At 73.8% G+C, this 15,354-nt stretch carries 16 protein-coding genes; 5 read left to right on the plus strand and 11 right to left on the minus strand.

The features are described 5' to 3' along the window. Positions 1-21: 21 nt before the first annotated feature. The 3 genes from BM142_RS19370 to BM142_RS19380 all read right to left on the minus strand — a co-directional run bounded on the left by BM142_RS19370 (position 22) and on the right by BM142_RS19380 (position 3,209). On the minus strand, positions 22-1,536 hold the full coding sequence (locus BM142_RS19370; RefSeq protein WP_092202302.1) for a sensor histidine kinase: 1,515 nt from the start codon (positions 1,534-1,536) through the stop codon (positions 22-24). Between the two features lie 65 nt (positions 1,537-1,601). Beyond that, positions 1,602-2,327 (minus strand): response regulator transcription factor, encoded by a 726-nt coding sequence (locus BM142_RS19375; RefSeq protein WP_092202304.1) that lies wholly within the window; start codon positions 2,325-2,327, stop codon positions 1,602-1,604. A 102-nt stretch (positions 2,328-2,429) separates the two neighbouring features. After that, positions 2,430-3,209 carry a siderophore-interacting protein gene (locus BM142_RS19380; protein WP_092202306.1) on the minus strand — a complete coding sequence of 260 codons (780 nt, stop codon included), beginning with the start codon at positions 3,207-3,209 and terminating at the stop codon, positions 2,430-2,432. Positions 3,210-3,486: 277 nt separating this feature from the next. Between BM142_RS19380 and BM142_RS19385 the strand changes: the two genes are divergently transcribed. Then, on the plus strand, positions 3,487-3,696 hold the full coding sequence (locus tag BM142_RS19385; RefSeq protein WP_092202308.1) for a hypervirulence associated TUDOR domain-containing protein: 210 nt from the start codon (positions 3,487-3,489) through the stop codon (positions 3,694-3,696). 40 nt (positions 3,697-3,736) lie between these two features. Continuing rightward, positions 3,737-4,159, plus strand: coding sequence for a DUF2795 domain-containing protein (locus BM142_RS19390; protein ID WP_092202310.1), 423 nt, complete (start codon positions 3,737-3,739; stop codon positions 4,157-4,159). 75 nt (positions 4,160-4,234) lie between these two features. On the opposite strand, the gene BM142_RS19395 is transcribed toward BM142_RS19390, so the two are convergent. Further along, a complete protein-coding gene (locus BM142_RS19395; RefSeq protein ID WP_092202393.1) occupies positions 4,235-5,119 on the minus strand; it encodes a hypothetical protein in 885 nt (294 codons plus the stop codon). Positions 5,120-5,301: 182 nt separating this feature from the next. Here BM142_RS19395 and BM142_RS19400 point away from each other — a divergent pair, with 182 nt between their 5' ends. Next, positions 5,302-7,230: an LCP family protein gene (locus BM142_RS19400; protein ID WP_092202312.1), complete on the plus strand. Its 1,929-nt coding sequence runs from the start codon at positions 5,302-5,304 to the stop codon at positions 7,228-7,230. Between the two features lie 275 nt (positions 7,231-7,505). Here the strand turns inward: BM142_RS19400 and pstB are convergent, their stop codons facing one another. From pstB to BM142_RS19435, 7 genes are all read right to left on the minus strand, one after another. Further along, the gene (pstB, locus tag BM142_RS19410; protein ID WP_092202316.1) at positions 7,506-8,285 is read right to left on the minus strand and encodes a phosphate ABC transporter ATP-binding protein PstB; all 780 of its coding nucleotides are present in this window, start codon (positions 8,283-8,285) and stop codon (positions 7,506-7,508) included. A gap of 29 nt (positions 8,286-8,314) precedes the next feature. Further along, positions 8,315-9,394, minus strand: coding sequence for a phosphate ABC transporter permease PstA (pstA, locus tag BM142_RS19415; RefSeq protein WP_092202318.1), 1,080 nt, complete (start codon positions 9,392-9,394; stop codon positions 8,315-8,317). After that, positions 9,394-10,347 (minus strand): phosphate ABC transporter permease subunit PstC, encoded by a 954-nt coding sequence (gene pstC / locus BM142_RS19420; RefSeq protein ID WP_092202320.1) that lies wholly within the window; start codon positions 10,345-10,347, stop codon positions 9,394-9,396. Before pstC ends, pstA begins: the two co-directional genes overlap by 1 nt. Positions 10,348-10,466: 119 nt before the next feature. Beyond that, positions 10,467-11,570, minus strand: coding sequence for a phosphate ABC transporter substrate-binding protein PstS (gene pstS / locus BM142_RS19425; RefSeq protein ID WP_254791083.1), 1,104 nt, complete (start codon positions 11,568-11,570; stop codon positions 10,467-10,469). 152 nt (positions 11,571-11,722) lie between these two features. Then, a complete protein-coding gene (locus tag BM142_RS24720) occupies positions 11,723-11,893 on the minus strand; it encodes a hypothetical protein (RefSeq protein ID WP_175527366.1) in 171 nt (56 codons plus the stop codon). Positions 11,894-11,904: 11 nt separating this feature from the next. Then, positions 11,905-12,834, minus strand: coding sequence for a mycothiol synthase (gene mshD, locus BM142_RS19430; RefSeq protein ID WP_092202324.1), 930 nt, complete (start codon positions 12,832-12,834; stop codon positions 11,905-11,907). A 7-nt stretch (positions 12,835-12,841) separates the two neighbouring features. After that, positions 12,842-13,591: a winged helix-turn-helix domain-containing protein gene (locus BM142_RS19435; protein WP_092202326.1), complete on the minus strand. Its 750-nt coding sequence runs from the start codon at positions 13,589-13,591 to the stop codon at positions 12,842-12,844. A gap of 172 nt (positions 13,592-13,763) precedes the next feature. Here BM142_RS19435 and BM142_RS19440 point away from each other — a divergent pair, with 172 nt between their 5' ends. After that, entirely contained in the window at positions 13,764-14,627 is an 864-nt protein-coding gene (locus BM142_RS19440; protein ID WP_092202328.1) for a hypothetical protein, read from the plus strand. Beyond that, positions 14,624-15,334: an LmeA family phospholipid-binding protein gene (locus tag BM142_RS19445; RefSeq protein WP_092202330.1), complete on the plus strand. Its 711-nt coding sequence runs from the start codon at positions 14,624-14,626 to the stop codon at positions 15,332-15,334. Before BM142_RS19440 ends, BM142_RS19445 begins: the two co-directional genes overlap by 4 nt. The last annotated feature ends 20 nt before the right edge of the window (positions 15,335-15,354 follow it).

Consider the following 15,354-nt stretch of genomic DNA (forward strand, 5'->3'; position numbering starts at 1 on the left):
CTCCGGATCGTGGCAGGGCCGCTAGCCGGGGCCCGCGGCACCCCCGCGCCGGGGGACGTCGGCCGGTCCCGAGCGGGGCAGCCGGACGCTGAACGTGGCGCCCCGGCCGAGGGCGGTGTCCAGGTCGACCGACCCGCCGTGCGCGGCGACCAGCGAGGAGACGATGGCCAGCCCCAGTCCCGTGCCGCCGGCCTCGGTGGTGCCCTCCGCGCCGCGGGTCCGCGAGGCGTCGGCGCGGTAGAAGCGCTCGAAGGCCCGGGCCGCGTCGGCGGGATCCATGCCCGGCCCCTCGTCGGAGACCCGCAGGACCAGCACGTCGCCGTCGTCCGGCGCCTCGGCCACCGAGACCGTCACGCGTGCGCCGGGCGGGGTGTGCCTGAGCGCGTTGGTCACCAGGTTGCCGACGACCTGGCGGAGCCGGCCCTCGTCACCGATCACCACCGGGACGTCGGTGAGCGACTCGTCCAGGTGCAGGCTGATCGGCCGGTCGGGCTGGACGGCCTTCGCGTCGTGGACGGCGTCGCCGGCGATCTCGGCCAGGTCGACGGGGGCGAAGCTGAGCGGACGCTGCTGGTCCAGGCGTGCGAGCAGCAGCAGGTCCTCCACCAGCACACCCATCCGCGCGCCCTCGGCCTCGATCCGCTCCATCAGGCGCGCGACCTCCTCGTCGCTGCGGATGGCGCCCTGGCGGTACAGCTCGGCGAAACCCCGGATGGAGGTCAGCGGGGTGCGCAGCTCGTGGCTGGCGTCGGCGACGAAGCGGCGCATCCGGTGCTCGGAGCCCCGTGCCGCTTCCTCGGAGGCCTGCTGGGCGCGGAAGGCGCTCTCGATCCGCGCGAGCATCCCGTTCAGCGCCAGGGAGAGCCGCCCGACCTCGGTGCGGTCGTCCCCGACGGGGACCCGCTGGGAGAGGTCGCCGGCCGCGATGGACCGTGCCGTCCGCTCCACCTCCGCGAGCGGCCGGAGGCTGTTGCGCACGAGCCCGTAGCCCGCAGCACCGAGCACCGCGAGCAGGGCCAGGCCGACGACCAGCTCGATGCGGATGAGCCGGGCGACTGTCCGCTCGTCGCCGCGGAGGTCCGCGCCGACCACGAGCGTGTACCCGTCGGGCAGCTCACCCGAGGCCATGCGCCACTTCCTGCCGTCGGACCGCACCGTGAGCGGGGCGCCGCCCTCGCGGAGCCGCTCGACCACGTTGCTGCTCAGACTCGGCAACTCGCGGCCACCGGGGCCCTGTGGCTGCGCGATCACCACCGGCTCGTCGCTGTCCGGCGCCAGGCACGCGAAGTAGAACGAGCTCGCCTGGGAGTAGCCGGGCTGCCGGCAGGCGCCGAGCGTCTCGGCCCGCTGGTTGTACGTGACCGTCGCGCGGAGCTCCTCGTCCTGCTGCTGCTGCAGGTAGTCGCGCAGCAGGGAGGCGGTGGCGAAGCCGGTGACGAGCAGGGCGGCGCTGAGCAGGACGAGCATCAGCGCGACGAGGGTGACCCGCAGCGGGAACCGCGGGCCGGCGACACTCGGCGATACGGGTGCCGTCATGACATCACCGGTTCGCTCCTCCGGTGCGCTCCGCTCCTCGCTGCGATGCTCACGCACCTGTCCGCTCACGCCCCCCGCGGCAGCCGCAGCGTGTACCCGACCCCCCGGATGGTGTGCAGCAGGCGCGGCTCGGTGGTGTCGATCTTGCGGCGCAGGTAGGAGATGTAGGACTCCACGACGTTGGCCTCGCCGTTGAAGTCGTAGTTCCACACGTGGTCGAGGATCTGCGCCTTCGACAGCACCCGGCCGGCGTTGGCCATCAGGTAGCGGAGCAGCTTGAACTCGGTGGGGGACAGGCTGATCACCGTGCCCGCCTTGATGACCTCGTGGCTCTCCTCGTCCAGCTCGATGTCGGCGAACGTGAGCCGCGGGGCCTCCGCCGCCACCTGCTGGGGGCCGGCCGTTCGGCGCAGCACCGCCCGGATGCGGGCGATCACCTCGTCGAGGCTGAACGGCTTGGTGACGTAGTCGTCGCCGCCCAGCGTCAGGCCGGAGACCTTGTCCTCGGCGGCGTCCCGGGCAGTGAGGAAGAGGACGGGGGTGTGCCGGCCGTTCTGGCGCAGCCGGCGGACCACGCCGAAGCCGTCCAGGCCGGGCATCATCACGTCGAGCACCAGCAGGTCGGGGCGGAACGAGTCGGCCAGCACGAGGGCCTGCTGGCCGTCGGCGGCGGTGGCCACCTCGAACCCGGCGTACCGCAGGCTGGCCGACAGGAGCTCCCGGATGTTGGGCTCGTCGTCGACGACGAGGAGCCGCGCCTCCGGGGTGCGGGACTGCGAAGTGCCGGCCACGATTCCTCCGGTAGCGCGAGCGGGTGCCGTCGTCATGCCCCGAGGGTCGCGCCCTCGGCTGCGCTCGATCTGGACGCTACCTGTGAACTGCCTGGACGGTCGTCAGCCGCCCATCGCGCGGCCACGCCGCCAGTAGCCGATCGCGTGGTGCTGCGCCCGCCCCAGCCCCCACCGGCCCCGCAGGTCGGCACGGATCGCGCGGACCGTCGCGGACTCCGCGCCGACCCATGCGAAGACGTCGTCGCCCTCCGGGCGGTCCAGCGCCGCCACGGCCTCGACCAGCAGCGTGCTCCCGCCCGGCGGGAGTGTGCCCCGGTGCAGCCAGTGCACCGCGATGCCGGCCGGACCGCTGAGCTGCTGCTCCTCCTCGGGACCGGCCACCTCGAGGAAGGCGACGCCGGTCGTCTCGGGCGCAGCCGCCGCGAGCAGGCGGCTGATCGCCGGCAGCGCGGTCTCGTCCCCGGCCAGCAGCAGCCACCGGGCGGGGCGCTCGGCCAGCGAGGCGGAGCCCGCGACGGCGAGCAGCGCGCCCGGGCGCGCGCCCGCCGCCCAGGTCGCTGCGGGGCCGTCCCCGTGCAGCACGAAGTCGATCTCCAGGATGCCCGTGGCCGGGTCCTGGTGACGGGCGGTGTAGCTGCGCAACGCCACTCCGTGGCTGCCCTCCGGCCAGACGATCCGCCCGTCCCGCTGGATCCGCGGCCAGCGTGGGGCCGCGTCGTCCACGCGCGGGACCAGCAGGTTGACGGTCGGCCCGGCCGCGGCGACGACCTCCGGCGGGCCGGAGAGCGCCACCCGGCGCACCGACGGCGTCACGTCGGTCACCGAGACGACGGTGAGGACGTCGGCGGCGCGGAGTCCGTCGTCGGCAGGTCCGGTCGTCACGGGAACCCACCCTAAACGGGCCGACCCGGCCGACTCCGGGGGAATGGAGTCGACCGGGCCGGCGATCGAGGACGGATCCGAGGATCACGCTGGGTAGCCGGAACTCGTTCCCTACCTGCGTGGACTCCCCCGGGGTGTCCGTCGCGATCGACGCTACGTGACGGAATCGGTCCTGCCATGGCCCCTAGGGGTGAGGTCGGCTCCCGAACGGGTGATGTGTGTGGAGCGACGGCGCCGGGCACGGGCAGGGCACCAGCCGCACGACAGGGGGACAGCCATGGCCAAGGACCTCTCGGCGGGTGACCACGTCACCTGGCAGAGCCACGGCAGCACGACGGAGGGCACCGTCGAGCGCGAGATCACCGAGGACACCGAGGCGTCGGGACGCACCGTCCGCGCGAGCGAGGACGACCCGCAGTACGAGGTGCGCAGCGACAAGAGCGGCCGGACGGCGGTGCACAAGCCCGCCGCCCTGCACGAGGACTGAACCACGCGGCCCGGCCGCGCCCGACATCGAAGGAGACACCGTGACCGAGTCCAGCGGGGAGTTCGCCTCCCAGCGGAGCACCAAGCACAGCCCCCGGGTCGACGAGGAGATGGAGCACGAGATCCAGGGCATGCTGAAGGGGGAGCGTGCCACCCGCGCCGAGGAGTGGCGCGAGGTCGAGCCGGTCGCCGAGGGCGATCCCGACGTGGACGCCGACCCGGCGGGGACGCTGGTCGGCGGAACCCCGGTCGGCATGGATGCCGACGCGGTGGAGGTCCGCGCCGAGCTGGCGCGCTGGCTGGACCGCGCCGATTATCCGGCCACCGGCCCGGAGCTGGTCGAGGCCGCGCGCGATCACCGGGCCCCGGACGCTGTCGCCGCCGAGCTGGCGAAGCTGCCGTCGGGGGAGACCTACGAGCGGGTCGGTGACGTGGTGCGCGCCCTGGGCTACCCGACGGAGTGAAAGGACCCCGTCCTCCTCACCCCTCGCAAGCTCGGGGCGAGCCTCGGGACGGGGCCTGACGGGGAGGGCGCCGGGTCAGGCGCCGGCGCTCTCCCGCGCCTCGTCGTCGGCGATCTCCTCGGCGCCCCGGCGGCGGAAGAGCCGGGAGCCGGGGAAGCCCTTCACGATCTGGCGCATGTCCTGCACGGTGTCGACCAGGTCGTGCACGTCGGTGCCGACCGACCCCAGCGTCTCCAGGACGGGCAGGATGTCCTCGTCCAGGTGGACGACCAGCTGGGGGAGCCGGTCGATGAGGGTGATGAGCGCATCGACCTCCCCAGGGTCGAACGAGGCCGCCAGGCGCCTCATCGACGGCGCCAGGGCGGTCAGCGCCGGCTCGTAGTCGGCCAGCATCGGCTCGACCCGGCCGACCATGTCCTCGGCGCGGCCGACGAGCGAATCGGCGCGGGCGGCGGTGCCGCCCACCGCGGCGATGGCCTCGTCCGCCTTCGCCCGGGTCGCTCCCACGCCGGCGATGGCCTCGTCCGCGGCCAGCCGGGTCCGCTCGACGCCGGCGATGGCCGCGTCGGCCGAGGCGCGGGTGTCGGCGACGCCGGCGATGGCGGCGTCGGCCTTGGCCCGGGTCGCCGCGACGCCGGCGATGGCCTCGTCCGCGGTCGCCCTGGTCTCCGCGACGCCGGCGATGGCCGCGTCGGCCTTGGCCCGGGTCGCCGCGACGCCGGCGATGGCCTCGTCCGCGGTCGCCCGGGTCCGCTCGATGCCGCTGATCGCCGCGTCGGCGCGGTCGACGATCGTGTCGACCCGGTCGAGGACCCCGGACACCCGGCGCAGCAGCTCTTCCATCTGCCCCACCGCGGCACCGACCCGCGGCACGAGGTCGAGCGCGTCGGAGAACCCGTCGCGCACACCTCCCACGGCGTTCAGCAGATCGGACGGGCCCGGCACCGAGGGCAGTTTCACCGGCCACACGCTACGCAGCGAACCGGTGGCGCACTATTCGATCGGGTGCCTCCTCGCTCCACCGGGGGTGCCCCGGCCGCGCGTCCGGCCCGCTGCCGGCCCGCACCACCCGTATCGTCGGGAGCAGGCCGCGACGGGGGCCGGCAACGGGCAGGGACGACGACGAGAAGGTGTCGACACCGGTGGGGGAACAGCCGACGCGGGACGCCGGGGACTCCGGCGGCCCCCGCGGCGGCTCGGGACGCTCGCGGCGGGGCCACGACGGCGACCGCAGCGGCGCGCAGGCGGTGACCGTCGAGCAGCTGCTGGCCCGCCAGGGCAGCGCGGTCGGCCAGGGCAACGCGGTCGGCCGTCGCCGGGCCGCCCGCCGGGTCGAGGACCCCCCGCTGCGGGCCCCGGACGAGCCGCCTCCGGTCGTCCGTGCCGGCCTGCCGCCGGTGCCCGGTGGGAACGCCGCGGCGCGGCAGGCGGGTCTGCCCCCCGTTCCGGACGCCGGGCACCCCGTGCAGCGGGCCGCTCTGCCGCCGGTGCCCCCGGCTGCCGCTCCACCGGCCGGCTGGGAGCCGGACGCCCGCCCCTCGCGACGCAGCGGCCCCATCCCGCCGCTCCCCGGCACGGTCCCGCCCCCGCCGGTGGACCGTCGACGTCGTCCCCCGCCACGTCCCCCGGTGGGCCCCGGCCGGCGGCGGCTGACCCGCGTGCTGGGCGCGCTCGGCGTGGTCGTGGGCGTGGTGCTGCTCTACCACCTGGGGCTGTACTTCTACATCGACCAGAAGATCGACCGGGTCGACGCCCTCGCCGTCGACGGGCCGGAGATCCTCGCGCCGATGCTGCAGGCCGGCGACGAGACCTACCTGGTCGTCGGCACCGGGGTGCCGGGCCAGACGGGCACGGCGTCCGTCGCGACGCTCCTGGCGTCCGTCTCGGCCGACGGGGACCGGGCGGTCCTGGTCAGCTTCCCGCCGACGGCGCTGGTGGACACCCCGGCCTGCCGCACGCCGGACGGCTCGCTGCGGAACCCGACCACGGAGGCCTTCGCCGCCTCCCTGCTGGAGGGTGGCCCCGGCTGCATGCTCCGGGCCGTCCAGCAGCTGTCCGGCCTGCGGGTCGACCACTACCTCGGCGTCGACCTGGCCGGGCTCCCGGGGATGGTCGACGCCCTGGGCAGCGTCCCGGTCTGCGTCACCCCCTCGCAGGCGACCGCCGCCGCGGCGACCCCCCTGCCGGCCGGCTACTCCGAGATCTCGGGGAGCGCGGCGGCCGGGTACCTGCAGCCCGGGGACGGCGGCGCGGACGTGGCGGGCACCGCGGTCGCCGAGCGGGCCCAGCGGTTGCTGACGTCGACGCTCCGGGCGGCGATGTCGACGGGCACGCTGCTCGACCCGCTCACCCTGAACCGCTTCCTCAACCGCGCCGCCGAGTCCCTCACCGTCGACGAGCAGACCACCCTCGGCGATCTCCGGGGGCTGGCGGCCAGCCTCGGCGACCTCTCCGGGAACGCGGTGCAGCGCGCCGGTCTGCCGGTGGCCCAGGTCGGCTACGTGCCGGCCGGCACGGACCAGGCCTACGTGATCCTCGATGGCGCGGGTACCCGTGCGCTGTTCGACGCGGTCATCGAGGGCACCCAGGTCCCCGAGGAGTTCCTCCTCGTCCCGGAGGAGAGCGCGCCGGCCGAGGAGCCCCCGGCCGCTGACGTGCCGCAGGCGCCCGAACCCGCTGTGGACAGCGGACCGACCGTCCCGCCGTCTGCGGTGACGGTCGACGTGCTCAACGGCACCGGGACGACGGGGCTCGCGGCGACCGTCGCGGACCTCATGCGGGGCCAGGGCTTCGTGGTGGGTGCGGTCGGGAACGAGCCGGGTGCGGTGACCGGGACCGTCGTCCGCCACGGAGCGGACGCCGCCGAGCAGGCGCGCACGGTCGCGGCAGCGGTGCCCGGCGCGGTGCTGGAGCCCAGCGACGACATCGGGAACACCGTGCAGCTGGTCATCGGGCCCGGCTACTCCACGGTCGTCCCGGTGACCCTCGCCCCGGCGCCCGAGGCCGTGGCGGCGGACGTGCCCGAGCCCGCCGCAGCCGAACCGGAGCCGGCCACGCCCGTCAGCTGCTGAGTGGTCACACCCCGTTCACCCGCCCGGCGTCTGGACGACCCGGCCGGGGGTAGGCCTCCGCGCATGTCGATGATGCCGCCGCCCTTCAGCGCCGATCCGTCCGACGAGGGAATCCCAGCCGCGGACCCGGGTCAGGGTGCCCCGGAGACGGCACCGGGGTTCGGGGTCGAGGAGGAGGAACCCGACGTGCCGGCCGGCGACGAGGACGACGAAGGGCGGCCCGCTACAGGCGAGCCGCCCTTCCACACCCCCGATCCCGCTGAGATCGGGGAGCCTCAGCCGAAGCGGCCCGAGATGTAGTCCTCGGTGGCCTTCTCGTCCGGGTTGCTGAAGATCTTCTCGGTCGGGTTGAACTCGATCAGCCGGCCCGGCTGGCCGACGCCGTTGAGGTTGAAGAAGCCGGTCTGCTGGCTCACCCGGGCGGCCTGCTGCATGTTGTGCGTGACGATGACGATGGTGAACCGCTCCTTGAGCTCGGTCATCAGGTCCTCGATGGCCAGCGTGGAGATCGGGTCGAGCGCGGAGCAGGGTTCGTCCATGAGCAGGACGTCGGGCTCGACGGCGATGGCCCGGGCGATGCAGAGCCGCTGCTGCTGTCCGCCGGACAGCCCCGAGCCCGGCCGGTCGAGGCGGTCCTTGACCTCCTCCCAGAGGTTGGCGCCCCGCAGCGAGCGCTCGACCAGCTCGTCGGTGGCCGCTTTGCTCATCTTCTTGGCGTTGAGCCGCATGCCGGCGGCGACGTTGTCGTAGATCGACATCGTCGGGAACGGGTTCGGCCGCTGGAACACCATCCCGATCTGCCGGCGGACGGTCACCGGGTCGGTGTCCGGGGCGTAGAGGTCCTGGCCGTCCATGACGACCTTGCCCTCCACCCGGGCGCCCGGGATGACCTCGTGCATGCGGTTGATCGACCGGAGGAACGTCGACTTGCCGCAGCCGGAGGGCCCGATGAGCGCGGTGATGCTGCGCGGCTCGATGGAGACGTTCACGCCCTGGACGGCGAGGAACTTGCCGTAGTAGATGTCGAGGTCGGATACGTCGATGCGCTTGGCCACGGGGTGGTCCCTTCCTGGCTGGAGCTGGTTCAGCGACTGGTCTTGGGAGCGAAGAAGCGGCTGATCAGGCGGGCGACCACGTTGAGGCCCATGACCAGCATGATGAGGATGAGCGCCGCCGTCCAGGCCCGGTCGATGGCGTTCTCCGGCGGCACGCCCGGCTGGGTGAGCTGGTAGAAGGCGTAGACGGGCAGCGTGGCCATGCGGCCCTCGAACGGGTTGAGGTTCGTCCCGTTGGTGATGCCGACCGTCACCAGCAGCGGTGCGGTCTCGCCGATGACCCGCGCGATGGCCAGCGTGACGCCGGTGCCCAGGCCGGCGATGGCCGTCGGGAGCACCACCTTCACGATGGTGCGCCACTTGGGCACGCCCAGGGCGTACGCGGCCTCGCGCAGCTCGTTGGGGACCAGCTTGAGGACCTCTTCGGCCGAGCGGACGACCACCGGGATCATCAGCACCGAGAGGGCGACGGCGCCCATGATGCCGAGCCGGATGCCGGCCCCGAAGAAGATGACGAACAGGGCGTAGGCGAAGAGGCCGGCGACGATCGAGGGGATGCCGGTCATCACGTCGACGAAGAAGGTGATCGCCCGCTTGAGCCGGCCGGAGCCGTACTCGACGAGGTAGATCGCCGTGAGCAGCCCGATCGGCACGGAGATCAGCGTGGTGAGCAGCGTGATGATCAGCGTGCCCATGATGGCGTGGTAGGCCCCACCTCCCTCGCCGATGACGCCGACGAGGGAGGCGCCGAAGAACTCGCCGTCGAAGCGCAGCACGCCCCGGCGGATGACCTCGTAGGCCAGGGACACCAGCGGGACCATGGCGATGCCGAAGGCGCTCGAGACCAGGCAGGTGACCAGCCGGTCGACGGCCCGCCGCGGGCCCTCGACGATCCGTGACGCGACGTACAGACCTGCGGTCCCGATGACGACGGTGTAGATCACCAGCAGGACGACGTTGGTGCTGGTGGCCAGGCCGACCAGGTACGCCACGGCCAGTGCCGCGACGAAGGCGGCCCAGGGCGCCCAGCGGGGCAGCCGCCCGCCCGGGCGCTGCTCGGGTGCCGGCGCGACGTCGGTGGCGGGCCCCTGCGCGGTCGACGTGCTCATCAGTTGGCTCCGGAGAAGTCGGCCCGGCGGTTGACGATCCACCGGGCGAGCATGTTCACCAGCAGCGTGATGACGAAGAGCACCAGCCCGCTGGCGATGAGCGTGTTCACGTCGATCCCGGTGGACTCGGGGAACTGCAGTGCGATGTTGGCCGCGATGGTCTGCGGGTTCGCACTCGAGATCAGCGCGAAGGTGATCCCGGCGGCGGAGCCGGAGAGGATGATCGCCACGGCCATGGTCTCGCCCAGCGCGCGGCCGAGCCCCAGCATGGCGCCGCCGATGATGCCGGACTTCCCGTACGGAATCACCGCCATCTTGATCATCTCCCAGCGGGTGGCGCCCAGGGCGAGCGCGGCCTCCGTGTGCAACGTGGGCACCTGGCTGAAGACCTCGCGGGAGATGGCGCTGACGATCGGCAGGATCATGACGGCGAGGACGAGGCCGATCGTCAGCATCGTCCGTCCCGTGGGGGAGACGGGGCCGGCGAAGAGCGGGATGAACCCGAGGTTCTCCTCGAGCCAGCGGTAGAAGGGCACCAGTCGCGGTGCGAGCCAGGCGATGCCCCAGAAGCCGTAGACGATGCTCGGGATGGCGGCGAGCAGATCGACCACGTAGCCCAGGACCTGGGCCAGCCGGCGCGGCGCGTAGTGGGTGATGAACAGCGCGATGCCGACGGCCAGCGGGGTGGCCACCAGGAGCGCGATGGCCGCCGACAGCAGTGTGCCGAAGATGAGCGGCCAGACGTAGGAGGCCAGCCCTCCCTCGCCCGGGATCTCCTCCGCCGGCGCGGTCAGCGCCGGGAAGGACTCGGCGAGGAGGAAGAGGGTCACCCCGGCGAGGATGACGAGGATCAGGATCCCGGCGCCCTTGGCGCTGAGGGAGAAGATCCGGTCGCCGGGCCGCCGGACGGGGGGAGGAGCCGTCGGCTCCTGTGGTGGGCTGGTGACTGTCACCGGTGCTCCGTCTGCTGGGCTTCGGTCAGTGCCGTCGTGGAGTCGTGCTCGCCCGGAACGGGCGGCGCGACGGCCCGGGACGTCGTCAGACGCTCCGGGCCGTCGCTGATGGTGCCTGATCAGGCAGCGGTGATGGCGTCGATCGCCGACTGGGCCTGCTCGCGCAGGGCGTCGGAGATGGGCGCGGAACCGGCTGCCTCGGCGGCCGCCTGCTGGCCGTCCTCGCTGACCACGTAGGTCATGAAGTCCTTGACCAGGTCGGCGGTCTCCTGGTCCTCGTACTCGATGCAGCCCACGTGGTAGCTGATCAGCACGATCGGGTAGTTGCCGGACTCCGTGGTGTCGCGGGCCAGCTCGATGGCGAAGTCGTACTCGCCGCGGCCCTCGAGGGTCTCGGAGTTCTCCACGACGGCGGCGGCGGACTCGGCGGTCGGCTCCACGAACTCCTCGCCCACGCCGATGTTGGCCACACCGAGGTCGCCGGCCTGGCTCAGGTCGGCGTAGCCGATCGAGCCGGCACCGGCCTCGACGGCGCTGACGACCCCGGACGTGCCCTGGGCGGCCTCGCCACCGGACACCGGCCAGTCGCCGCTGGGCTCGTGCGGCCACGCCTCACCGGCCGCGGCGGCCAGGTACTCGGTGAAGTTCTCGGTGGTGCCGGACTCGTCGGAGCGGTTCACCGGGGTGATCGCCTGGTCCGGCAGGGTCGCGTCCGGGTTGTCGGCGGCGATGGCCGGGTCGTTCCAGGTGGTGATCTGCTGGTTGAAGATCCCGGCGACCGTCTCGGGCGAGAGGTTCAGGTCCTCGACGCCCTCGAGGTTGTAGACGACGGCGATCGGCGCGATGTAGTTCGGGAGCTCGAAGATCCCCGAGGCGCCGCAGCGCTCCTCGGCCTCGGCGAGCTCCTCCTCGTCCAGCGCGGCGTCGGAGCCGGCGAAGTCGGTGCCGCCGGCGAGGAACTGCTCGCGCCCGCCGCCCGAGCCCACGGGGTCGTAGTTGACCGTCACGTCGGGCTGGACGCTGTTGTACCCGGCCGACCAGCCCTGCATGGCGGCCTGCTGGCTGCTCGCGCCGGCGCCGACGAGCGTGCCGCTCAGCCCGCCGTCCTCGCCGCTGCTGGAGGCGTTGTCCGTCTCGTTGGATGCGCCGCACGCGGTGAGCGCGAGGGTGCTGGCGAGCGCCACGGAGAGCGTGGTGGCGCGCGTCTTGGTGCTGAGCTTCAACTCAGGTGCCTCTCGACATTTGCCCGGACGATTTCCAGGCAGCATGGGACCGACGAGAGGAAAGCTAGGGAGCCGAGGTGGCGCGCTCCGGGTGGTCAGGTGAACGGCAGGTGAACGGCGGCCGAGAGATCACCGACGGCACGTGCGACGGATCACATCCGGTTGGTGAACGGGGTGCCCCGAGCGCTCGCAGCGGCCAGGCCGTTGTCGCGGCCGACGGGGCAGCCGGTGTCGGCCAGTGCCACGGGGAAGGTGTAGTAGAGGACGCCCCAGCTGGTGATCTGGGTGATCGACAGCGCGAGGAGGACGCGCCGGGGCTGCATCGTCGCGACGGTCAGCCGCCGGAGGAGGGTGCGACGACCTCCCGGGCGGGGGCCCGGTGCCAGGCGACGTCGACGGCGAAACGGCGGAAGCCGCGGCTCTCGTAGAGCCGCACGGCCGCGGTGTTGTCCTCCTCCACGTACAGGAGGACCTGCCGGAGGCCCCGCTCGCGCAGGTGCACGAGCCCGAGGTCGGTGAGCGCCCGGCCGAGGGCCATGCCCTGGGCGTCGGGGTCGATGCCGAGCACGTAGATCTCGCCGACCGGCTCGTCGGCGACGTCCCCCGAGGGGTGCACCTTGGTCCAGTGCGAGCCCAGCAGGACGCCGTCGTCCCCGGGCTCCCCCCGCCAGGCCATGAGGAACCCGTCGGGGTCGAACCACGGCTCGGTCTCCCGCCGCTCCAGGTCCTGCCGCGTCATCCGCCCCTGCTCCGGGTGCCAGGCGAACGCACGGGAGTTGACCCGCACCCAGGCCTCCTCGTCGCGCCCGGGCGAGAAGGGGAGGACCTGCACGCCGTCGGGCAGCGCGGGGCGCTGGTCGAGGTCGGCGGCGGCGAGGTCCGGCAGCCGCATCTGCAGCAGCACGCGGGCCCGGGTGAACCCGTGCGGGCGCAGGAGCGCCGCGGAACCGGGCAGGTCGCCGTGCGCCCACAGGTTCAGCGGCCGGTCTCCGGCCAGGTCGAGGAGCTGCCGCAACAGGGCGCGGCCGAGGCCGCGGCGCCGGTGGTCGGGGTGCACCACGAGCTCCGCGGCGCCGTCGTCGTACCGCGCGTAGCCGGCCAGCGCGCCGTCGTCGTGGACGACCAGGTCGTGGCCGCCAGGTGAGCCGTGCCGCAGCCGGAGCTCGGCGTCCTCGGACACCGGCCGGACGCCGTCGGTGGCCGTGGCGGCGTCGAGCAGGGCGAGGACCGCGTCGACGTCGACGGCGGACGGGGAGGAGGTCACCCGGTCATCAGACCAGTTCGGCGTCCGCCCGGTCGTCCGGGGCCGCGGCCTGGGCGGCGGCCTTGGCGGTCGCGTCGGCGACCTGCTGGTCGAGCTTGTAGCCGACGTTGCGGACGGTGCCGATCAGCGCCTCGTGCTCGGTGCCCAGCTTGGCGCGCAGCCGGCGGACGTGGACGTCGACCGTGCGGGTGCCACCGAAGTAGTCGTAGCCCCAGATCTCCTGCAGCAGCTGGGCGCGGGAGAAGACCCGGCCCGGGTGCTGCGCGAGGTACTTGAGCAGCTCGAACTCCTTGTAGGTGAGGTCGAGCGGGCGGCCGCGCAGCTTGGCGGAGTAGCTGTGCTCGTCGATCACCAGCTCGCCGGCCTGCGTGACGCCGCCGTCGTTGCCGTCGGCCGGGGTGGTGGCGGCCAGCCGGCGGGCGGCGGCCCACTTCAGCCGGGCGTCGACCTCGGCCGGGCCCGCGGTGTCGAGCAGGACGTCGTCGACGCCCCAGTCGGCCGAGAGGGCGACGAGGCCGCCCTCGGAGAGGACGGCGACCAGCGAGGCGGCGACCCCCGTGGAGGAGAGCAGGCCGCAGAGGGTGCGGGCCTGGATCAGGTCGTGGCGGGCGTCGACGAGGACGACGTCCCCGGAGTCCCCGTCGAGCAGGCTGGAGAGCTCGGGGGCGACGACGCGCACCTGGTGGGCCAGCAGCCCCAGCGCGGGCAGCACCTCGGTCGTGGCCTGGCGGGCCGCGGTCATGAGCACGAGTCGCATGAAGTCTCCTTCGAGGGAGCCATCGACGGCGCTGTCGAGGTGGGAGGGAAGGATAACCGACGCCGGGGGCGATCGAGGAGATCAGACCGGGAATTCGTCGGTGCCCCCGCGGAATCGTGGCCCTCCGACGAGGGAACCGCGGTGCACGCCGGTCGTCTGCCACGATCGGTCCGTGACCTCGCCGGCGATCCCGTCCGCGCTCCCCGCGCGGGTGCACCACCTGCAGCCGGCCGCACTGACCGCGCTCGCGGTGCTCCTCGCGGTGGGACTTCCCGAGGTGCTCGGCGACGAGGGCCGGCTCGCGGCGGTGCTGGTCCTGCAGCTCGGCCTGGTCCTCACCTGGGTCGTGGTGACCGGCATCCAGGGCTTCGCCGGCTCGCTGACGGTGGGCGCGGCGGCCGCGGTCGCCGCCGACCTCGTCCTCGTCCTGCCCGGACGGCCGGTGCTCGGGGACCTCCTGGTGGTGCTGGGCCTGGGTTTCCTCGCCGCCGTCGTCCAGCAGATGGTCCGGACGCCCCGCACCGACCTGGTCGCGTCGCTCTCCGGGTCCGTGCTGCTGCTGGCCGCGGTCGGCTCGCTCGCCGCGCTGCTGCTCCTGGGACGCACCCCGGAGGGGCACGACCGGGCGCTGGTGGCGCTGCTGGCCGTCGGGGTCGCACTGCTCGTGGGGCACCTGGTCGACCTGGTGCTGCCCCGTCCCCGCCTGGCCCCCGGCGTCCCGCGGGGCCTCGTCGGCCTCGTCCTCTCGGTGGGCGCCGGGGCGCTGGTCGCCTACCTCGGCCGGGACGTCGGCGGCAGCGCCGGCGCCCTGCCGGCACTCGTCCTGGGCGCTGTCCTCGCCGGCGTGACGGCGCTGGTGGCCCTGGCGGCGAGCTACGTGGTGGTGGAGGCGAGCGCCGCCGACGGCGACGGCGCCGGCCCGCTCCCGGCCGGCGTCGACCCGTCCGTGTCGCCGTGGGCGCTGTCGGTGGTCCAGGCCGTCCTCCCCTTCGCGGCGTGCGCGCCGGTGGCGCTGGCCGTCCAGGCGGTGCTGTGAGAGTCGCCCGACCCAAGGTCGTGGCGGTGGTCCTGGCGGTCGTCCTGGGCCTGCTGCTGCTGGTCGACCGCCTCGCGGTGGGGCTGGCGGAGGGCCAGGTCGCCGGGCAGCTGGCGGAGCAGGAGGCCGTGCAGGGAACCCCGGAGGTGGACATCCGGGGCTTCCCCTTCCTGACGCAGGCGCTCGGGGGCCGCTACGACGACGTGCGGATCACGCTCACCGCCGCCCAGCTGGGACAGCCGGACGGCACCCGCGCGGAGATCACCCTGCACGGCGTGCAGGTGCCGTTCTCCAGCGTGCTGGCCGGCTCGGTCCAGGAGGTGCCGGTGGAACGCGTCGACGGGACGGCGACGCTCTCCTACGCGTTGCTGTCCGACGAGCTCGGCTCCGACACCGAGCTGGCGCGCGAGGGGGACGGCCTGCGCATCACCCGCACGGTCGAGCTGCTGGGCCGGGAGCTCCCGCTCATCGCGGACGGCCAGGTGACCCTGGACGGGGACGTGCTGGTGGTCGACGTCGACGAGGCGTCGGGCGCCGGGATCGACGTGCCCGACTTCCTCCTGGACCGGGCCGTCGATCTCATGGACCTGCGCTACGAGGTGCCCGAGCTGCCCTTCGGGCTGCAGCTGACCGGCGTCTCCCCGGCCGACGGTGGCGTCGTGATCCGCGTCGAGGGCACGGACACCGTCCTCCGCGCCCTGGAATAGCCGGCCGCCCCGACGGGGTT

The organism is Blastococcus tunisiensis (genome assembly GCF_900112815.1).
In the GTDB taxonomy this organism is placed as follows: Bacteria; Actinomycetota; Actinomycetes; order Mycobacteriales; family Geodermatophilaceae; genus Blastococcus_B; species Blastococcus_B tunisiensis.